Annotated in this window: 19 protein-coding genes and 1 pseudogene; 13 read left to right on the top strand and 7 right to left on the bottom strand. The window is 70.5% G+C overall.

From position 1 onward, the window contains the following. The 6 genes and pseudogenes from QZV97_RS17100 to QZV97_RS17075 all read left to right on the top strand — a co-directional run. Positions 1–864: pseudogene (locus QZV97_RS17100) on the top strand (NADH-quinone oxidoreductase subunit L); the annotation flags it as partial. A gap of 15 nt (positions 865–879) precedes the next feature. Next, complete coding sequence (locus tag QZV97_RS17095; RefSeq protein ID WP_295645279.1) at positions 880–2,355, top strand: NADH-quinone oxidoreductase subunit M; 1,476 nt, start codon at positions 880–882, stop codon at positions 2,353–2,355. A gap of 15 nt (positions 2,356–2,370) precedes the next feature. Then, positions 2,371–3,855 carry an NADH-quinone oxidoreductase subunit NuoN gene (nuoN, locus tag QZV97_RS17090; RefSeq protein WP_295645276.1) on the top strand — a complete coding sequence of 495 codons (1,485 nt, stop codon included), beginning with the start codon at positions 2,371–2,373 and terminating at the stop codon, positions 3,853–3,855. Between the two features lie 14 nt (positions 3,856–3,869). Then, on the top strand, positions 3,870–4,478 hold the full coding sequence (locus QZV97_RS17085; protein ID WP_295645272.1) for an NUDIX hydrolase: 609 nt from the start codon (positions 3,870–3,872) through the stop codon (positions 4,476–4,478). A gap of 14 nt (positions 4,479–4,492) precedes the next feature. After that, complete coding sequence (locus tag QZV97_RS17080) at positions 4,493–4,945, top strand: DUF1178 family protein (RefSeq protein ID WP_295645269.1); 453 nt, start codon at positions 4,493–4,495, stop codon at positions 4,943–4,945. A 4-nt stretch (positions 4,946–4,949) separates the two neighbouring features. Beyond that, positions 4,950–5,339: a hypothetical protein gene (locus QZV97_RS17075; RefSeq protein WP_295645266.1), complete on the top strand. Its 390-nt coding sequence runs from the start codon at positions 4,950–4,952 to the stop codon at positions 5,337–5,339. 19 nt (positions 5,340–5,358) lie between these two features. Here QZV97_RS17075 and QZV97_RS17070 read toward each other — a convergent pair whose 3' ends face one another. Then, positions 5,359–6,762 (bottom strand): FAD-binding oxidoreductase, encoded by a 1,404-nt coding sequence (locus QZV97_RS17070; RefSeq protein ID WP_295645263.1) that lies wholly within the window; start codon positions 6,760–6,762, stop codon positions 5,359–5,361. After that, entirely contained in the window at positions 6,759–7,133 is a 375-nt protein-coding gene (locus tag QZV97_RS17065; protein ID WP_295645261.1) for a DUF2069 domain-containing protein, read from the bottom strand. The genes QZV97_RS17070 and QZV97_RS17065 overlap by 4 nt, the downstream gene beginning before the upstream one ends. A 10-nt stretch (positions 7,134–7,143) precedes the next feature. Between QZV97_RS17065 and QZV97_RS17060 the strand changes: the two genes are divergently transcribed. Next, positions 7,144–8,376: a YihY family inner membrane protein gene (locus QZV97_RS17060; RefSeq protein WP_295645258.1), complete on the top strand. Its 1,233-nt coding sequence runs from the start codon at positions 7,144–7,146 to the stop codon at positions 8,374–8,376. On the opposite strand, the gene QZV97_RS17055 is transcribed toward QZV97_RS17060, so the two are convergent. From QZV97_RS17055 to QZV97_RS17040, 4 genes are read right to left on the bottom strand one after another with little or no spacing between them, the layout of a single operon-like run. Continuing rightward, complete coding sequence (locus QZV97_RS17055; protein ID WP_295645255.1) at positions 8,351–9,649, bottom strand: diguanylate cyclase; 1,299 nt, start codon at positions 9,647–9,649, stop codon at positions 8,351–8,353. The genes QZV97_RS17060 and QZV97_RS17055 overlap by 26 nt on opposite strands. Positions 9,650–9,674: 25 nt before the next feature. After that, entirely contained in the window at positions 9,675–10,016 is a 342-nt protein-coding gene (locus QZV97_RS17050) for an Mpo1-like protein (protein ID WP_295645252.1), read from the bottom strand. 16 nt (positions 10,017–10,032) lie between these two features. Further along, positions 10,033–10,863, bottom strand: a complete 831-nt coding sequence (locus tag QZV97_RS17045) for an alpha/beta hydrolase (protein WP_295645249.1) — start codon at positions 10,861–10,863, stop codon at positions 10,033–10,035. Next, entirely contained in the window at positions 10,860–12,158 is a 1,299-nt protein-coding gene (locus QZV97_RS17040) for an O-acetylhomoserine aminocarboxypropyltransferase (protein WP_295645246.1), read from the bottom strand. The genes QZV97_RS17045 and QZV97_RS17040 overlap by 4 nt, the downstream gene beginning before the upstream one ends. 97 nt (positions 12,159–12,255) lie before the next feature. Here QZV97_RS17040 and QZV97_RS17035 point away from each other — a divergent pair, with 97 nt between their 5' ends. The 3 genes from QZV97_RS17035 to aroC all read left to right on the top strand — a co-directional run bounded on the left by QZV97_RS17035 (position 12,256) and on the right by aroC (position 14,481). Continuing rightward, a complete protein-coding gene (locus tag QZV97_RS17035) occupies positions 12,256–12,720 on the top strand; it encodes a CBS domain-containing protein (protein ID WP_295645243.1) in 465 nt (154 codons plus the stop codon). A 144-nt stretch (positions 12,721–12,864) separates the two neighbouring features. Beyond that, a complete protein-coding gene (locus tag QZV97_RS17030; protein WP_295645241.1) occupies positions 12,865–13,308 on the top strand; it encodes a hypothetical protein in 444 nt (147 codons plus the stop codon). A 75-nt stretch (positions 13,309–13,383) separates the two neighbouring features. Continuing rightward, positions 13,384–14,481: a chorismate synthase gene (gene aroC / locus QZV97_RS17025; RefSeq protein ID WP_295645239.1), complete on the top strand. Its 1,098-nt coding sequence runs from the start codon at positions 13,384–13,386 to the stop codon at positions 14,479–14,481. A gap of 27 nt (positions 14,482–14,508) precedes the next feature. On the opposite strand, the gene QZV97_RS17020 is transcribed toward aroC, so the two are convergent. Then, positions 14,509–16,221, bottom strand: coding sequence for a hypothetical protein (locus QZV97_RS17020; protein ID WP_295645236.1), 1,713 nt, complete (start codon positions 16,219–16,221; stop codon positions 14,509–14,511). A 128-nt stretch (positions 16,222–16,349) separates the two neighbouring features. Here QZV97_RS17020 and QZV97_RS17015 point away from each other — a divergent pair, with 128 nt between their 5' ends. From QZV97_RS17015 to QZV97_RS17005, 3 genes are all read left to right on the top strand, one after another. Continuing rightward, the gene (locus QZV97_RS17015; RefSeq protein ID WP_295645233.1) at positions 16,350–17,357 is read left to right on the top strand and encodes an aldo/keto reductase; all 1,008 of its coding nucleotides are present in this window, start codon (positions 16,350–16,352) and stop codon (positions 17,355–17,357) included. Positions 17,358–17,479: 122 nt separating this feature from the next. Then, complete coding sequence (locus tag QZV97_RS17010; RefSeq protein ID WP_295645230.1) at positions 17,480–18,670, top strand: efflux RND transporter periplasmic adaptor subunit; 1,191 nt, start codon at positions 17,480–17,482, stop codon at positions 18,668–18,670. A gap of 18 nt (positions 18,671–18,688) precedes the next feature. After that, positions 18,689–19,895: efflux RND transporter permease subunit (locus tag QZV97_RS17005; protein WP_295645227.1), on the top strand; the 1,207-nt coding region annotated here is incomplete at its 3' end.

Genomic DNA, 19,895 nt, shown 5'->3' with positions numbered 1-19,895 from the left:
TGGATCACCTCGCTGCTGGGCTCGCTGGCGCTGATCGGCACGCCGCTGTTCGCCGGCTTCTACAGCAAGGACTCCATCATCGAGGCGGTGCACGCGAGCCCGCTGTGGGGCTCGGGCTTCGCCTACTTCGCGGTGGCGGCCGGCGTCTTCGTGACGGCCTTCTATTCGTTCCGCATGTACTTCCTGGTCTTCCACGGCAAGGAGCGCTTCCACGACAAGCCCTTCCCGGGCGAGCACGACCCCCACGACGACGACCACGACGATCACGGCGCGGCGCACCACGAGCCGCACGAGTCACCCTGGGTCGTCACCGCGCCGCTGCTGCTGCTGGCCGCGCCGTCGGTGGTGATCGGCTTCCTGACGATCCAGCCGATGCTGTTCGGCGGCTTCTTCAAGGATGCGATCTTCGTCGACGCGGCGCGCCACCCGGCGATGGCGGAGCTGGCCTCGCACTTCCACGGTGCCGCCGCGATGGCCTTGCACGGCCTGATCACGCTGCCGTTCTGGCTGGCGCTGGCCGGCGTCGTCACGGCCTGGTTCTTCTACATGAAGCGTCCCGACATCCCGGCGGCGATCCGTGCACGCTTCGGCTTCGTCTATCGCCTGCTCGACAACAAGTACTACATGGACTGGATCAACGAGAACCTGCTCGCCCCGGCGGCACGAGGCCTGGGGCGCGGCCTGTGGAAGGGCGGCGACGTGGCCGTGATCGACGGCGTGCTGATCGACGGCTCGGCCAAGGTGGTCGGCGGCATCGCCCAGTTCACCCGTCTGTTCCAGTCGGGCTACATCTACCACTACGCACTGGTCATGATCATCGGCGTGTTCGCGCTGATGACCTGGTTCGTGTGGCTGGCCAAGTGACGGAGACGCGCTGACATGGGTCTGCTCTCCGCCGCCATCTGGTTGCCGATCGCCTTCGGCGTCCTGCTGCTCGCCGTCGGCCGCGACGAGCACGCGGGCGTCGTGCGCTGGGTCGCGCTGATCGCTGCCGTGCTGGGCTTCGTCGTCACGCTGCCGCTGATCGCCGGCTTCGACACGACCACGGCCGCGATGCAGTTCAGCGAGGACCTCGCCTGGATCGCGCGCTTCAACGTGCGCTATCACCTGGGCGTCGATGGCCTGTCGGTCTGGTTCGTGCTGCTCACCGCCTTCATCACGATCATCGTCGTGATCTCGGCCTGGGAGGTCATCACCGAGCGGGTGCACCAGTACATGGGCGCCTTCCTGATCCTGTCGGGCCTGATGGTCGGCGTGTTCAGCGCGCTCGACGGCTTGCTGTTCTACGTGTTCTTCGAGGCCACGCTGATCCCGATGTACATCATCATCGGCATCTGGGGCGGTCCTCGGCGCGTCTACGCGGCCTTCAAGTTCTTCCTGTACACGCTGCTCGGCTCCCTGCTGATGCTGGTGGCGCTGATCTACCTGTACTACAAGTCGGGTGGCAGCTTCGAGATCCTCGAGTGGCACATGCTGCCGCTGCCGATGACGGCGCAGACGCTGCTGTTCTTCGCCTTCCTGGCAGCCTTCGCGGTCAAGGTGCCGATGTGGCCGGTCCACACCTGGCTGCCCGACGCCCACGTCGAGGCGCCGACCGGCGGCTCGGTCGTGCTGGCGGCCATCATGCTGAAGCTCGGCGCCTACGGCTTCCTGCGCTTCTCGATGCCCATCGTGCCGGACGCCAGCCATGCCTGGGCGGGGCTGATGATCACGCTGTCGCTCGTCGCGGTGCTCTACATCGGCCTGGTGGCGCTGGTGCAGAACGACATGAAGAAGCTGGTCGCCTACTCCTCGGTGGCGCACATGGGCTTCGTCACGCTCGGCTTCTTCGTCTTCAACGAGCTCGGCGTGGCCGGCGGCATCGTGCAGATGATCAGCCACGGCTTCGTCTCGGGCGCGATGTTCCTGTGCATCGGCGTGCTGTACGACCGGGTGCACTCGCGCGAGATCTCGGCCTACGGCGGCGTCGTCAACACGATGCCGAAGTTCGCCGCCTTCGCGCTGCTGTTCGCGATGGCCAACTGCGGCCTGCCGGGCACGGCCGGCTTCGTCGGCGAGTGGATGGTCATCCTCGGCGTCGTCAAGTTCAACTTCTGGCTCGGCCTGCTGGCCGCAACGACGCTGGTGTTCGGTGCCGCCTACACGCTGTGGATGGTCAAGCGCGTCTACTTCGGCGCGATCGCCAACGACGACGTGCGCGCGCTCGTCGACATCGGTCGGCGCGAGTTCTTCATGCTGGCCGTGCTGGCCATCGCCGTGCTGTGGATGGGCATCCATCCCAAGCCCTTCACCGACGTGATGCAGGTCTCGGTGACCGAGCTGCTCAAGCACGTGGCCCAGTCCAAGCTGAACTGAACGCCAGGCCACCCCATGAACGACATGAACTGGCTCGCCGTCTATCCCGAGATCCTGCTGCTGGCGATGGCCTGCGTGATCGCGCTGGTCGACCTCTACGACACCACGCCGAAGCGCTCGCTGACCTGGGGCCTGACGGCCGCGACCCTGGTGGCGGTCGGCGGCCTGCACCTGGCCTACTTCGACGGCGGCTTCACGCTGGTCGCGATGCAGGGCATGGTCGTGGCCGATCCGATGGGCCACCTGCTCGGCTTCTTCGCCTGCGTCGCCGTGCTCGTGTCGCTGGTCTACGGCCGCCCGTACGCGGCCGATCGCGAGCTGCTGAAGGGCGAGCTGTTCACGCTGTCGCTGTTCGCGCTGCTGGGCATCCTGGTGATGATCGCGGCCAACAACTTCCTGGTCGTCTACCTCGGCCTGGAGCTGATGTCGCTGAGCCTGTACGCGATGATCGCGCTGCGCCGCGACCATGCGGTGTCGACCGAGGCGGCGATGAAGTACTTCGTCCTCGGTGCGCTGGCCAGCGGCTTCCTGCTGTACGGCCTGTCGATGATGTACGGCGCCACCGGCTCGCTCGACCACGGCGAGGTCTACCGGGCCATCGCCGTCGGTCAGATCAACAAGCAGGTGCTGGTGTTCGGCCTGGTCTTCGTCGTCGCCGGCCTGGGCTTCAAGCTCGGTCTCGTGCCCTTCCACATGTGGGTGCCCGACGTCTACCACGGCGCCCCGACCGCGGTGACGCTGATGGTCGCCGGCGCGCCCAAGCTGGCGGCCTTCGCGATCACCTTCCGCCTGCTGGTCGAGGGCATGATCGAGCTGGCCGGCGACTGGCAGCAGATGCTGATCGTGCTGTCGGTGGGCTCGATGGTGATCGGCAACCTGGCCGCGATCGCGCAGACCAACCTCAAGCGCATGCTGGCCTATTCCGCCATCGCGCAGCTCGGCTTCATGCTGCTGGGCTTCACGGTCAGCAAGATCTCCGGCAACACCTTCTCGGCGGCCAACGGCTACAGCTCGTCGATGTTCTACCTGGTGACCTACGTGCTGACCACGCTGTGCACCTTCGGCGTGATCATGCTGATGGCACGCCAGGGCTTCGAGGCCGACCAGATCGCCGACCTGAAGGGCCTGAACCAGCGCAGCCCGCTGCTGGCCGCGATCATGGGCGTGTGCATGTTCTCGCTGGCGGGCATCCCGCCGACGGTCGGCTTCTATGCCAAGCTCGCGGTGCTGCAGGCGCTGGTCTCGACCAACCTGACCGGCTACATCGTGCTGGCGGTGGTGGCGGTGCTGCTGTCGCTGATCGGCGCGTTCTACTACCTGCGCGTCGTCAAGGCGATGTACTTCGACGATGCCGAGGCCGCCGCGCCGCTGCTGCCGACCGGCGGCGGCGTGCGGGCGCTGCTGGCCGCCAACGGCGCGGCGGTGCTGTTGTTCGGCCTGTTGCCGGGCGGGCTGATGGGCTGGTGCGCCGACGCGGTGCGCCTGGCGCTGGCCAGCTGAGCGGGCCGCTCGCGATGCAGCGGCACGAGGACGCGAACGCGCCCGCCCACCTGCGCGAGACGCAGGTCGACAGCCGCCAGGTCTTCCGCGGTCGCTTCCTCGACGTGCGCCTGGACACGGTGCGCCTGCCCGATGGCGGCCAGGCCGAGCGCGAGTACGTCGTCCACCCGGGCGCGGTGATGATCGTGCCGCTGCTCGACGACGGGCGGCTGGTGGTCGAGCGCCAGTACCGCTACCCGGTCGGCCGCGCCTTCGTCGAATTCCCGGCCGGCAAGCTCGACGCCGGCGAGCCGGTCATCACCTGCGCGATCCGCGAGCTGGCCGAGGAGACCGGCTACCGGGCCACCGAATGGGCCCGTGCCGGCATCCTGCACAACGCGATCGCGTACTCGACCGAGGGCATCGAGGTCTGGTTCGCCCGCGGCCTGGTCGCCGGCGAGCGCCACCTGGACGCCGGGGAGTTCCTGGACGTCGAGATCGCCACGCTGGAGGACCTGGAAGCCCAGGCCGCGCGCGGGGAGCTGACCGACGCCAAGACCCTGATCGGCATGCTGTGGCTCACGCATTGGCGCGCCGGCCGTTGGGATTTGCACTGGCAGGCTAGCCCGAACCCGGCCGCTTGACGCATCATCGCGCCATGAAGGTCCTGAACCTGCGCTGCGAGCACGACCACGCCTTCGAGGGCTGGTTCGGCTCCGACGAGGACTACCGCTCGCAGTGCGAGCGCGGCCTGGTCGAGTGCCCGCTGTGTGCCAGCAGCGTGGTCAGCCGGCTGCCCAGCGCGCCGCGCCTGCACCTGTCGCCGGTGTCGGCCGAGCGCCGCGAGCTGCCGGCGTCGTCCCAGGTCGCCACGCCCGAGCAGCAGAGCGTCGAGGCCCTGTGGCTGCGCGCGGTGCGCCACGTGATGGCCCAGACCGAGGACGTCGGCGACCGCTTTGCCGTCGAGGCGCGGCGCATCCACTACGGCGAGACGCCCGAACGCGGCATCCGCGGCCAGGCCAGCGCCTCGGAGGCCCAGTCGCTGCGCGACGAGGGCATCGAGGTGCATTCGATGCCCGTGCCCAAGGCCCTCAAGGGCCCCTTGCAGTGACCCCATGGACCTCAAAGTACCGATCACCATCCACGACGAGCTCGACGAGTCCGTCATCACCTCGACCGGGCTGCTCGACCTGGCCAGCGGCGAGATCCGCAGCCTGAAGTACGCCGACTACGACGTCGAGGCCAGCGGCCTGCCGGCCGACCGCGAGGACTACGAGTTCACCTGCGGCGTGCTGTCCAACGACGGCAAGGACGTCGAGTTCCGCGTCGAGGTCGACATCTTCAGCGGCAACTACTCGGTCAGCGCCGGCGAGTTGCTGGAGATCAAGATCCGCGCCGCCAAGCTGTTTGCCGGCATCGAGGGCAAGGCGCTGCTGGCCGGCGCCCCGCCCGCGCCGCGGCCCGCGGCCAAGGGCGGCACCGGCGGGCGCGGCAAGCTGCACTGATCGCGCGCGGCGGCGCGGCTCACAGCAGCCGTCCGGGGTTCATCCGTCCCTGCGGGTCCAGCGCCTGCTTGATGGCCCGCATCAGATCCAGCGCCACCGGCGACTTGTAGCGCGGCAGCTGCTCGCGCTTGAGGGCGCCGATGCCGTGCTCGGCCGAGATCGAGCCGCCGTGCGCCAGGACCGCGTCGTAGACGCTCTCGTTGACGGCCGCCTCGTGCTCGCGCAGGAAGTCGGCCGCGGCGACGCCGTCGGGGGCCTGCACGTTGTAGTGCAGGTTGCCGTCGCCCAGATGGCCGAAGTTCACCAGCCGCACGCCGCGGAAGCGCTGCGCCAGCAGCGCGTCGGTATGGGCGACGAAGGCCGGGATGCGCGACACCGGCAGCGCGATGTCGTGCTTGATGTTCAGGCCTTCCTCGGCCTGGGCCAGCGGGATGCTCTCGCGCAGGTGCCAGAGCTGGCGCGACTGCTGGACGCTCTCGGCCACGGCCGCATCGCCGATGCAGCCGGCCTCGAGCGCGGCCTCCAGCAGGCCTTCGAAGGCGGTGCGTGCATGGGCCTCGCTCTCGGTGTCGCTGTGCTCCAGCAGCACGGTCCAGGGGCTGGGCGCCAGCGGCCGCGGCAGCGTCGGGAAGTGCTTCTCGACCAGCGACAGCGCAAAGCGCCCCATCAGCTCGAAGCCGGTCAGCCCGGCGCCCAGCCTGGCTTGCGCCAGCCCCAGCAGCGCGACCGCATCGTCGATCGTGGCGCAGGCTGCCAGCGCGGTGCCGCTCGCGGCCGGTCGCGGATGGAGCTTCAGCGTCGCGGCGGTGATCACGCCCAGCGTGCCTTCGCTGCCGATGTAGAGGTCGCGCAGGTCGTAGCCGGTGTTGTCCTTGCGCAGGCCGGAGAGGCCGTCCCAGACGGCGCCGGTGGCCGTGACGACCTCGAGCCCCAGGCACAGGTCGCGGGCATTGCCGTAGCGCAGGACCTGCGTGCCGCCGGCATTGGTCGCGAGATTGCCGCCGATCGTGCAGCTGCCCTCGGCGGCCAGGCTGAGCGGGAACAGCAGGCCCGCGGCATCGGCGGTGTCCTGCACCGCCTGCAGCACGCAGCCGGCCTCGACGGTCATCGTCAGATTGGCCGCGTCGATGGCGCGCACGCGGTTCAGCCGCGCCAGACTCAGCAGCACCTGCGTGCCGCTCGCGTCGGGCACCGACGCGCCGACGAGGCCGGTGTTGCCGCCCTGCGGAACCAGCGACGCCGCGTGCGCTGCGCAGGCTTTCACCACGGCAGCGACCTCGGCCGTGCTGCCGGGGCGCACCACCGCGAGCGCCTTGCCGCGATAGCGCTGGCGCCAGTCCAGTTCCCAGGCCGACAGGTCACCCTCGGTCAGCACCTGGGGCGCACCGACGGCGGCGCGCAGGGCTTCCAGCAGCGCACTCATGAACCGGCCGGCGCCGCGGCCTTGAGCCGTGCGCGCACGTGCAGTGCACAGGCGCCGAACAGCAGCAGGCACAGCGCGATTTCGATCATCGCCAGCTTCGCGCTCAGCCCACCGTCGCCGAAGGCGCGCACCACGCCCTCGGTGAAGTACAACCACACCAGCAGGCTGACCCAGCGGTAGGTGTAGAGCCGCCGCTTCAGCAGGCCGGCCAGCGGCACCGCGAGCGGCAGCACCTTGAGCGCCAGCATGCCGCTGCCGGTGGGCGCGAGCCGCAGTTCCCACAGCAGGCCCAGCACGATCAGCGCCAGCAGGCTGCCGACCGCGAGCGTACGCGTCGCGTCGACGACGGGAGGGCTGGACATGGCTGGCATCATAGCCAGCATGACCGTTCAGGATGCCCTCCGGCCCGGCTGGCGCGAGCGACTGGCCTTGCTGGTGCAGACGCTGCAGACCTGGCCCTGGCTCGACACGCTGCGCACGCTGCGACAGCGCTTCCGCGAGGACCGGCTCGGCGTCACCGCCAGCAGCCTGAGCTTCACGACGATGATCGCGCTGGTGCCGCTGGCGACGGTGACGCTCGCGATCTTCAGCGCCTTCCCGATGTTCAGCCAGTTCCAGGGCGCGCTCGAGAAGTACTTCATCCAGAGCCTGGTGCCCGAGGCCATCGCGCGCCCGGTGCTGACCGCGCTGCAGCAGTTCGCCGGCAAGGCCAACCGCCTGGGCGCCGCCGGCCTGCTGATCCTGGGCCTGACCGCGCTCGCCCTGATGCTGACCATCGACCGCACGCTCAACGCCATCTGGCGCGTGCGCAAGCCGCGGCCGATCGCTCAGCGCGTGCTGGTCTACTGGGCGGCAGCGACGCTGGGCCCGCTGCTGCTGGGCGTGAGCCTGACGCTGACCTCGTACGCGATCTCGGCGTCGCGCGGCCTGGTCGGCGCGATGCCGGGCGGCCTGGGCCTGCTGCTCGACGGCCTGCAGTTCGTGCTGCTGGCCGGCGCGATGGCGGGCCTGTTCCACTACGTGCCTAACACCGACGTGCGCTGGCGCCACGCGCTGTCCGGCGGCGTGTTCGTCGCGGCGGGCTTCGAGCTGGCCAAGAAGGGCCTGGCCTGGTACCTGGAACAGGTGCCGACCTATGCCACCGTCTACGGCGCCTTCGCGACCTTGCCGATCTTCCTGGTCTGGATCTACCTCGGCTGGGTCATCGTGCTGCTGGGTGCGGTGATCGCGGCCTATGCGCCCAGCCTGTCGATGCACATCGTGCGCCGGCCCAACACGCCGGGCCAGCGTTTCGCGCTGGCGGTGCAGCTGCTGCGCGAGCTGGCGCAGGCGCGCGCGCTCGCGACGCACGGCCTCGCGGCGCCGGCGCTCGCCGTCGCGCTGCGCGCCGATCCGCTGCAGGTCGAGGCGCTGCTCGAAGTCCTGGTCGGCATCGACTGGGTCGGGCGCCTGGACGAGGAGGGCGAACGCCGCTACGTGCTGCTGGCCGATCCGGCCGGCACGCCGGCCCAGCCGCTGCTGGCCGCGGTGCTGCTCGATCCCACGCCGGCCGTGCAGGCCTTCTGGCAGCACGCCGGCTTCGGCGACCTCAAGCTCGACGCGGTGATTCGCTGACCGGCGCCGTGCGAGCCGCGCAGTGCAGCACGCCGTCGCGGCCGAGCCGCTTGGCGGCGTACATGGCCTCGTCGGCGCGCTGCACCAGGCGGGCCGCGTTCTCGGCGTCGTCGGGGGCCAGTGCATAGCCGATGCTCGCGGTCACGCGGTGGCTGCCCGGCAGCCCGCCGTCGCTGCGACGCACCGCATCGAGCAGGTGCAGGGCGAGGGCGTGCGCGCCCGCCTCGTCGCGCACGCGCGCCAGCACCAGGAACTCGTCGCCGCCGATGCGGCCGACGGCGTCGTCCACCCGCACCGCGGCCTGCAAGGCCACGGCGGCGGCCACCAGCAGGCGGTCGCCCTCGCGGTGACCCAGCGTGTCGTTGACGGCCTTGAAGCCGTCGAGGTCGACGAAGAACAGCGCCACCGGGGCATCGCGCGCGGCCGGCAGCGCGGCCTCGATGCGTTCCATCATCGTGCGGCGGCTGTACGCGTCGGTCAGCGGGCAGCGCTCGACGCTGCGCTGCAACTGCTGCTGCGCGACCGTCAGCTCGTGCACGTCGATCGTCACGGTGTAGAGGCCGATCACGCAGCCGGTCTCGTCGCGATCGGGGACATAGCTGGTGCGCATCCAGCGCGCGCCGATGCCTGCCAGGTCGACCAGCCGCGTGTACTGTGCCGCCTCGCCGGCCAGCGCGCGCTCGAACCAGGGGCGATGCTCTTCCCAGCGGCGCGCGCCGCGCACTTGGCCGATGTGCTGCCCCAGCACGTCGGGCGCCGTCATCCCGGACGCGTCGACGTAGGCCTTGTTGACGAAGCGCACGATGAAGTCGCGGTCGACGTAGGTCAGCGGATAGGGAATGTGCTCGGTGAAGCGGTCGAGCCGCCGGCGCGTCGCCTCCAGCGCCTGGCGAGCGACGACGTCGTCGTGGATGTCGAAGGCGATGGTGTAGATGGCGTCGACGCGGCCGGCGGGATCGCGGTCCGGAAAGGCCTGGATGCGCGCCCAGCGCGGCGATCCGTCGCGGTGCGTCAGCAGCCGCTCGTAGCACACCGTCTGCCCGCCGAAGGCGCGGGCGAAGGCGCCCTCGGCCGCGGTCCACGCGGCGTCGCCGTAGATCTGCGCCAGCGTGCGGCCCAGCAGGTCGGCGCGGGTGCGGCCGGCCCAGGCCAGGTAGGGCTCGTTGCAGAAGATCAGCCGGTGGTCGACGTCCCAGCGGCCGATCGGCAGGTCGATCGCGTCGACCAGCCGCTCGATGTGGCCGATGCGGGGATCGCCGGCAGCCGTCTGCATCGCGTCGGTCCCTTGGCGCGCGGCTTCAGAGCGGGATGCGGCCGCGCCAGATGTCGGCGTACATCCGCCAGTCGCCCAGGAAGCTGTACAGCGGGCGCTTGAAGGAAGCGGGCTTGTTCTTCTCGAAGACGAAGTGCCCGACCCAGGCGAAGCCGTAGCCGCACAGCAGGCCGTACAGCAGGTACTGCGGCCGGCCGGTCGCGATCAGCATGCCGAAGCAGACCAGCGCCAGCGTCGAGCCGGCGAAGTGCAGGCGCCGGCAGGTGCGATTGCGGTGCTCGCCCAGGTAGAAGGGGTAGAAGTCGGCAAAGCGGTGGAAGGCCCGCGGGTCGACCGCGGCCAGGTCCTCGGTGGGGGTGCGGTCCATCGTCGGCCCTCGGGGTTCAGCGCTCGGCGAGCAGGAAGTCCTTCAACGCATTCAACACGTCGTCGGGAGCCTCGGCCATCAGGGAATGTCCGGCGGGAACGGTCGTCACCCCGGCTTCGAGGGCTTCGGCCAGGCCGGCGGCGGCCTTGGGCACGGTCATGCTGTCCCTGGCACCCAGGATCAGCCGCACCGGGCAGTCGACGCGCTCGGCCGCCTGCAGTGCGCCGGCGTAGCGGTCGCAGACGCCGAAGTCGTGGTGGAAGAGATTGCCATGACCGGCCGCGGCGTAGCTGGCCTGCAGGCGCCGCATCAGCGCGCGGTTCGCGCCGTGCGTCCAGGTGCCGGGGCCCGGATTGGCCGGCTTGGCGGCCAGCGTGGAGTGCGAGAACGCATTGACCATGTCGATCGCCTTCAGCGGCGCGTTCAACGCCGTCTCCAGCAGCGCCGGCGACACCTTCATCGGGAAGGCGGTGCCGATCATCGCCAGCTGCGTGACCTGCAGCGCGGCGTCGCCGGCCAGCCGTGCGGCCGCCTCCAGCGCGATCAGCGAGCCCATGCTGTGGCCGGCCAGCGCGACGCGGCGCGGGCCGGCGCTGCGCAGCAGGGTCACCAGCCAGTCCGCCAGCGCCTCGACGCCGGGCAGCGCCGGCCCCGCGCTGCGGCCGTGGCCCGGCAGGTCGACGGCCAGCACGCTGCGGCCGTGGTGCGCGAGGTAGCGGCTCTGCAGCGCCCAGACGCTGTGGTCGTGCATCGCGCCGTGGACCAGCACGACGCAGGGCAGGGCCGGATCGAAGGCCTTGCCGCCGGTGTAGGCATAGGCCTCGCGGCCGTCGATCGGCCACTTCATGCGGCCTTCTCCGCCACTTTCAGCGCGCGCGACAGGTCGTCGATCAGGTCGTCGGCATCCTCCAGCCCGATCGACAGGCGGATCGTGCCCGGCGTGATGCCGGCCTGGGCCAGCGCGGCATCGTCCATGCGGAAGTGCGTGGTCGAGGCCGGGTGGATCACCAGCGAGCGGCAGTCGCCGACGTTGGCCAGGTGCGAGAAGATCTTCAGCGCCTCGATGAAGGCGCGGCCCTGGGCCCGCGAGCCCTTCAGCGCGAAGCTGAACACCGCGCCGCAGCCGCGCGGCAGCAGGCGCTGCGCCAGGGCATGGTCGCGGTGCGTCTCCAGCTCGGGATGGCCGACGCCGTCGACCATCGGATGCGCGGCCAGGAAGGCGACCACCTTGCGCGTGTTCTCGACATGCCGCGCCATGCGCAGCGGCAGCGTCTCGATGCCCTGCAGGATGGTCCAGGCGGTGTGCGGGCTCATGCAGGCACCGAAGTCGCGCAGGCCCTCGCGGCGCGCCCGCAGCAGGAAGGCGCCGACGCTGCTTTCCTCGGCGAACACCATGCCGTGGAAGCCGGCGTAGGGCTGGGTCAGCTCGGGGAATCGCCCCGAGCTTTCCCAGTCGAAGGCGCCGCTGTCGACCAGCACGCCGCCGACCACCGTGCCGTGGCCGCACAGGAACTTGGTGGCCGAGTGATAGACGAGGTCGGCGCCATGGTCGAAGGGCCGCATCAGCCAGGGCGTGGTCAGCGTCGAGTCGACCAGCAGCGGCAGGCCGTGCTCGTGGGCGATCGCGCTGACGCGGGGGATGTCCAGCACGTCGAGGCCGGGGTTGCCCAGGGTCTCGCCGAACAGCAGCCGGGTCTCGGGCCGGATCGCGCGGGCCCAGCCGTCGATGTCGTGCGGCTTGACGAAGGTGGTGGCGATGCCGAAGCGCGCCAGCGTGTAGTGCAGCAGGTTGTGCGAGCCGCCGTAGAGCGCCGCGCTCGACACGATGTGTGAGCCGGCGCCGGCCAGCGTCGCGATCGCCAGATGCAGCGCCGCCTGGCCGCTGGCGGTGGCGATGGCGCCGGCACCGCCCTCGAGCGCCGCGACGCGCTCCTCGAGCACCGCGTTCGTGGGGTTCGAGATGCGCGAGTAGACGTGTCCGGCGCGCTCCATGTTGAACAGCGCCGCGGCGTGGTCGCTGTTCTGGAAGACGAAGGACGTCGACAGGTGCAGCGGCACGGCGCGCGCGCCGGTGGCCGGGTCGGGGGCCGCGCCGGCATGCAGCGCCAGCGTGTCGAAGCCGGGGTCGGAAGCACCGGGCATGAGGGGACTCGGCGATGGTCGGGGAAGGGCATTGTGGGCTATATTGATTCGACGGCGGCGGCGTGGAGGCCGTGCCGGTTCGGTCTAGGAGGCATCGATGAAGGTCAGCGACATCCTGCGCGTCAAGGGCGGCACCCTGTACACCGTGACGCCCGACCAGCCCCTGGCCGACGCCGTGCGCACGATGGCCGAGCGCGACATCGGCTCGCTGGTCGTGATGGACCACGGCGATCTGGTCGGCATCCTCACCTTCCGCGAGGTCATCCTCGCGATCGTCGGCAACGACGGCACGGTCGGCGACACGCGCGTGCGCAGCGTGATGGACGACGCACCGCTCACCTGCACCCCCGAGACCGAGATCGACGAACTGCGCCGCCTGATGCTGGGCCGCCATGCGCGCTACACGCCGGTGATGTCGCAGCGCACGCTGATGGGCGTGATCTCCTTCTACGACGTCGCCAAGGCCGTCGTCGATGGCCAGGACTTCGAGAACCGCATGCTCAAGGCCTACATCCGCGACTGGCCGGTCGGCGAGGAAGAAGCGGCACAGCAGCAGCAGTGACCGCGACGCCCCCCGGGCTTGCGGGGGGCGCGGCGCGTGCGTTAGTTGACGCGGGGCGGGATGCCCTGTCTCGGGGTGTTACGGGGACTGACGCGGCGGCCCGGAAACGCCGATGCTTCGTGCATGGACTGCAGGAGCATCGCCATGAACACGCTGTCGGCTTCCACGGGTTTCGCGCGCTGCGGCTTCGGCCTGGCGCTGGTCGCATGCTGCGCTGCGGCGCGGGCGACCGAACCCGACGCCGCGGAGCGCGTCGTCGAGCCGGCACCGATGCAATGGAGCGCACCGCGCTCCGTGCCCTTGTGGTCGGTGCGTGCCGCTGAAGAACTGCGGCCGCAGAAGGCCGCGGTCGCCAGCAGCTTCAGCATCGTCGAACTGCCGTCGCAGACCATCCCCGGCACGCGCGCGCCGCGACCCCAGCATGCGCTCAGCATCCAGTCGCAGGCACCGCAGCGCATGCTCCGGTCGATGGGCATCGAGGCGACCGACTGCGCCACCCGCCTGCGCATGCCGTCCAAGCTGAAGCAGAGCGGGGGCAGCATCAACCTGAGCGTGCAGGCGCACGTCGGCCTGGCCTGCCGCTTCTAGGCGGGCGCTCGCCCGTGCCGTGGCTGCAGGCGACAATGGGCGTCGTCTGCAGCCCCGCGTCCCGCGTCGCCCACCATGTCCGGCTCCACCCTCGGCCACCTTTTCCGCGTCACCAACTTCGGTGAGTCCCACGGGCCGGCGATCGGCTGCGTGATCGACGGCTGCCCGCCCGGCATGAGCCTGAGCGAAACCGACATCCAGCCCGAGCTCGACCGCCGCCGGCCCGGCACCAGCCGCCACGTCACGCAGCGCAACGAGCCCGATGCGGTCGAGATCCTGTCGGGCGTCTTCGAGGGTCGCACGACCGGCACGCCGATCTGCCTGCTGATCCGCAACACCGACCAGCGCAGCAAGGACTACGGCAACCTGCTCGACACCTTCCGCCCCGGCCACGCCGACTACACCTACTGGCACAAGTACGGCCTGCGCGACCCGCGCGGCGGCGGCCGCAGCTCGGCACGCCTCACCGCGCCGATGGTCGGCGCCGGCGCGGTGGCCAAGAAGTGGCTGCGCGAGCAGCACGGCGTCGCGTTCCGCGGCGGCATGGCCGCGCTGGGCGAGATCGACATCGCCTTCGAGGGCTGGCAGCACGTCGACGCCAACCCCTTCTTCGCGCCCAACGCCAGCCAGATCGGGCAGCTCGAGGAGTTCATGGACCAGCTGCGCAGGGACGGCGATTCGGTCGGCGCGCGTGTCGTCGTCGAAGCGAGCGGCGTGCCGGTCGGCTGGGGCGAGCCGCTGTTCGACAAGCTCGACGCCGACATCGCGCACGCGATGATGGGCCTCAACGCCGTCAAGGGCATCGAGATCGGCGCGGGCTTCCGCAGCGTGGCACAACGCGGCTCCGAGCATGGCGACGAACTCACGCCCCAGGGCTTTCGCAGCAACCACGCCGGCGGCATGCTGGGCGGCATCAGCACCGGACAGGACATCACGGTGTCGATCGCGATCAAGCCGACCAGCTCGATCCGCGTGCCGCGCCAGTCGATCGATCGCCAGGGCGATCCGGTCACGGTCGAGACCTTCGGTCGTCACGATCCCTGCGTCGGCATCCGCGCCACGCCGATCGCCGAGGCGCTGCTGGCGCTGGTGCTGATGGACCACGCGCTGCGCCACCGCGCGCAGTGCGGCGACGTGGCGCTGCCGGTGAAGCCGATCCCGGGACACGTCTGACGGCCTGGCCCGTCGTCGGGCCGGCGGTCACGCGCGCTCGCCCGCCGGATTGTCCAGCAGGTACTCGAACGCGACATTCACCGCCTCGGGGTCCGGGGCGGTGGCCTTGAGTCGCTGCAGCACCGAGGACATCAGGTAGCGCACCGCCTCGACGTGGGACGGGTCGATCTCCTGCGCGAGCTTCTTCAGCACGGTGACCGGGCCGATGGCCATCGACAACTGCTCGGCATCGCCGAGGCGAGCGGCGATGTCGACCAGGCGAGGCAGCATCTCGCGACACCACTCGTCGAACCTCTGGCGGTCGTCCTGACGGGTCGTTGTGGGGCTCATCACGGTAGCCATCAGCACGCCCAGCGCGCGCACGAACTCCGATCCATCGTCGCGTGGTGCCAGTGCCGTCGCGAGTGCCTGCGCGTCGTCGAAGCGGTTGTCGATCAACAGCAGGTTCAGTCGCGCGACGGGGTAGCGGTCCACGAGGTCCGGCGCCTCGAGCACCTGCAGCAACTCGGCCAGCGGGACGCGGCCCATGTTCGCCAGCATGCCGCTCAGCAGGCTGACCGAGACCTCCGACGGCGAGAGCGTGAGCCAGCGTCGCAGCAGAGTCACGAAGCCGGCCGGCGGCAGCGGCAGCATCGCTGCGCCCTGGAGCAGTGTGAAGATGCTCTGGGTCTCGGACTCGAGCGCCTCGGTCGCCAGCATCTGCTGGCGCTTGCGCCAGGCGTCGACGGCCAGCTGTTCCTGCTGCACGCCGAGGTAGGCGACGGCCTGGGCCGAGATGGATGCCGCGCTCGGGTCCTTGACGCGCTTCAGCGCATCCAGCGCTTCGTTCGCTCGCCCCAGCAAGAGCTTCAACTGGGCGATGACGACGTAGTCCTCGTCCCGGCGCTCGAAGTCCTTCAGCGACAACAGGCCTTGAATCACCGCAGAAGCGAGCAGAGCGCCGGAGACGCCCTCGGCCAGCGTCAGCGGCGCGACGGGCTTGCCGCCGATGAACTGCTCGACCGACTCGAACTGCGAGTACAGGGCGCGGCCGGCGACGAGCAGGTCGGGCGAGGAGGGCGCACCATCGGCTTGCAGGGCCGCATAGGCCAGCACCAGGATCGCCGCGGTCAACAGGGCCAGCAGCAGGGCACTCCCGAAGGGATTGGCCGCTCCACGGCGCAGCCTTTGCGCCAGCGGCGCGGGCGACACCGTCACGGCCAGGCACAGCAGGCAGACATAGACAACCGCCACGACACAGAAAGCCAGGGCATGGCGCGGTGGCTGCACGGACCAGGTCAGCGACGAGACCGCGAACAGGGTGGCCAGAAGCATGAACAGCGGCTGCCCCTTGAGGTCGTCGACCCCCAGCTGGTTGTGGCCGGCGGCAGCCTGCATGCTGAGCACACCCTTGGCTCGGTAGCTGCGCAGTAGCGCCACGGTCATCAGCGCCGGCCAGGCGAGCAGGGTGCACGACCAGAGAAGCACCTGGGAAGCCCGCATCCGCAGCCGGGTCAGCGTCTGGACCTTGGTTTCGGCGACCTTGGCCGCCATCATGAACAGCCGATCGTGCACGGTGCCGGAGGCACGAACCGAGATGACCGTGTAGACGCCGCAGGCCAAGGTCACCAGCGCGCCCAGCAGATAGAGGGCTCCCAGCGTCACCGTCCAGTGTCGCCATGCGAACCGCAGCACGACGAAGGCCCCGAAGCCCACGGCCGCGACGAGGACCAGAATGCCGAACAGCTTGAGGAGCTTCATGCCTGCGGGTATCCGCGGGTGCCGACAGAATGGGTGGTGAACGGTCTCCAGCTTAGGGAGGTCGGTCCGGGCTGTCGATTGACAGCCTAGGGACCGCCCGGCGGCCGCATCGATTCCGGAGGACTCCCATGCAAACCACCCGCCTCGGCCGCACCGGCCTCGTCGTTTCGCGCATCGCGCTGGGCATGATGACCTACGGCACGCCGAAGTGGCGGCCGTGGGTGCTCGACGAAGATGCCAGCCGGCCGCTCGTGAAGCGCGCCGTCGAGCTGGGGGTCAACTTCTTCGACACCGCCGACATGTACTCGGCCGGCGAGAGCGAAGTCCTGAGCGGGCGCTTCGTGCGCGAGTTCTGCCGGCGCGAGGAGGTCGTGATCGCGACCAAGCTCTTCTTCCCGGTCGTGATGGACCCGAAGACCGCCAGGCCCGGCCCCAACACCCAGGGCCTGGGCCGCAAGCGCATCTTCCACGCGGTCGACGACTCGCTGCGGCGCCTGGGCACCGACTACATCGACCTCTACCAGATCCACCGATTCGACCCGCAGGTGCCGGTCGAGGAGACGATGGAGGCGCTGCACGAGGTCGTCAAGGCCGGCAAGGTGCGCCACCTGGGCGCCAGCTCGATGTGGGCCTGGCAGTTCGCGAAGATGCAGGACGCGGCGCGCCGGCACGGCTGGACCCCGTTTTCCAGCATGCAGAACCACTACAACCTGGCCTACCGCGAGGAAGAGCGCGAGATGCTGCCGCTGTGCCGCGACCAGGGCGTCGCGGTGCTGCCCTGGAGCCCGCTGGCACGCGGCTTCCTGGCGGGCAACCGCACGGCCGCCGACAAGAGCGCCGGTGCCACGTCCAGGGCGCAGACCGACGACCTGGCCCAGAACTACTACTACCGCGCCAGCGACTTCGCGACGGCCGACCGGCTCAAGGCCATGGCCGCCGACAAGGGCGTCAGCCCGGCGACGCTGGCCTATGCCTGGCTGCTGCACCAGCCGGCCGTCACGGCGCCGATCGTCGGTGCCAGCAAGCTGCCGCAGCTGGACGACGCGGCGGCAGCCGTCGAACTGCGCCTGAGCGCCGACGAGCTGAAGGCCCTGGGCGAGGGCTACGAGCCGCATCCGGTGCTGGGCCACGCCTGATCCGTCCGTCGCGGCCGGGTTCCGTCGGCCGGTCGGCCCGGACGGCAGGTCGGCCACCGGGACTTGCAGTTCGTCGCACGAGGGACGGTCGGGGGGCCGGCGCGGACCTAGACTCGCGCCCCATGACGAAACACACCCCTGATGCCACCCCCGGCCTGTTCACGAGACGGCGCCTGTGGGTCGGAGTCTCGGTGCTGGTGCTGGCCGCGGCCGGCGCTGCCCTGGCGACCTGGCCCAAGGGCCGCAAGGCCGAGACCGACAAGACCCCGCCGCCGCTGCAGTTCGGCGCCACCGAGGTGACGCGGCCGCTGCTGGCGCCGATGCCGCAGCGTGTCGAGTTCTCGGGGCCGCTGGTCGCGCCGCGCACCGCGGTCGTCAAGGCCAAGGCGGCCGGCACGCTGCTGTCGCTCGAGACCGCCGAAGGCCGGCGCGTCAAGGCCGGGCAGCCGCTGGGACGGATCGACCTGGCCGACCTGAACAGCCGCGTCGACGACCGCGCCGCCAGCGTCGAGTCGGCCCAGGCGATGCTGGCCGAGGCGCAGCGGCTGCACAACTCCAACCAGCGGCTGGCCGAGCAGAACTTCATCTCGCCCATCGTCCTGCAGTCCTCGCGCGCCAAGCTGGACGCTGCGCGCGCCCAGCTGCGCTCGGCCGAGGCGCAGCTCAGCAGCACCCGCATCGGCGTGCGCGAGGCGGCGCTGGTGGCCCCGATCTCCGGCATCGTCGGCAAGCGCCACGTCGTGCCCGGCGAGAAGCTCAGCGCCGAGCAGCCGATCTTCACCGTGGTCGACCTCGGCACGCTCGAGCTGGCCGGGACCGTCGCGACGCACGAGATCTCGCTGCTGCAGGTCGGCCAGCCGGTGCAGGTCACGGTGGAGGGGCGTGCCGAGCCGGTGCAGGGCCGCATCGACCGGATCGCGCCGATGGCCGAGGCCGGCACGCGCGCCATCGGCGTCGTCGTGAGCATCGCCAATGCCGACGAGCGCCTGCGCGCCGGCCAGTACGGCCAGGCGCTGGTGCAGCTGGACGACCCGACGCCCCGGCTGACGGTGCCGGCCACGGCGCTGAGCCAGGCCTCGGGCCAGGACCAGGTGTGGACGATCGAGAACGGCGCGCTGGTCCGGCGCATCGTCATCACCGGCCGCAAGGACGCGGCCAGCGGCCGCGTCGAGGTGCTGAAGGGCCTGACGCCCGACGCGCAGGTGCTCGTGATGCGCTTCGACAACCTGAAGGAAGGCGCGCAGGCCCGCGTCGGCGACGGTGTGCCCGCGACGCCGTCGACCGCCAGCCGGCCGGCGGACAGCAAGTCCTGAGGACGAGGGAGACACACCATGTGGATCACCCGCGTCTCGATCAACAACCCGGTCTTCGCCGCGATGATGATGATCGCGCTGTGCGTGCTGGGCCTGTTCTCCTACGCCCAGCTGCGCGTCGAGCGGCTGCCGGACATCTCGCCGCCGATCGTCTTCGTCAGCGTCGCCTACCCCGGCGCCTCGCCCGAGGCGGTCGAGGTCGAGGTCACCAAGCCGGTCGAGCTGGCGCTCAACGGCATCGCCGGCGTCAAGATGATCCGCTCGAACAGCCTGGAAGGCCGCAGCGAGACGGTCGTCGAGTTCAGCCTGGACGCCGACATGGCGCGCGCCGTGCAGGACGTGCGCGACAAGGTCTCGGTGCTGCAGGCCGGCTTTCCCGAGGACGTGAAGCCGCCCTTCATCTCGCGCTTCGACGGCGACAACGCCCAGCCCATCGTCTTCCTGTCGCTGATCGGCCCCGACCGCAGCGCGCGCGAGCTGTCGCTGCTGGCCGACCAGGTGGTGCGCAAGCGCCTCGAGCGCGTCGGCGGTGTGGCCCGCGTCGACGTCGGCGGCCTGACGGTGCGGCAGGTGCGCGTCGACCTCGACCCGCAGCGGCTGCGCGCCCACGGCCTGACGCCGGCCGACGTGGCCGCGGCGATGAAGCGCGCCAACACCGACGTGCCGGTCGGCATCCTCAAGGGCGCCAGCACCGAGGCGGTGGTCCGCGTCGAGGGCAAGGTGCGTGACGCCAAGGCCTTTGCCGACCTCGTGATCCGCGCGAAGGGCGGCACCGTGGTGCGGCTGGCCGACCTCGGCCAGCTGGTCGAGCGCGAACAGGAGCCGGTCTCGATCGCCCGCGTCGACGGCGTGCCGGCGATCAACTTCAACGTCTTCAAGCAGCAGGACGCCAACATCGTCGAGGCCGGCGAGGGCATCAAGGAAGCCGCCGCCGAACTGCGCAAGGCCATGCCGCCGGGCGTCGAGCTGAAGCTGGTCTATGCCGACAGCGACTGGGTGCGCGACTCCCTCTCGGGCGTGAAGCGCACGCTGATCGAGGGCGCGCTGCTGACGATCGCGATCGTCTTCCTGTTCCTGCACAGCTGGCGCAGCACGGTGATCACCGGGCTGACGCTGCCGATCGCGGTGATCTCGAGCTTCATCGCCGTCTACGCCTTCGGCTTCACGCTCAACTTCATGACGATGATGGCGCTGTCGCTGTGCATCGGCCTGCTGATCGACGATG

It is taken from the genome of uncultured Methylibium sp. (assembly GCF_902826655.1).
GTDB lineage: Bacteria > Pseudomonadota > Gammaproteobacteria > Burkholderiales > Burkholderiaceae_C > Methylibium.
This window is presented reverse-complemented; position numbering and strand designations above follow the sequence as displayed.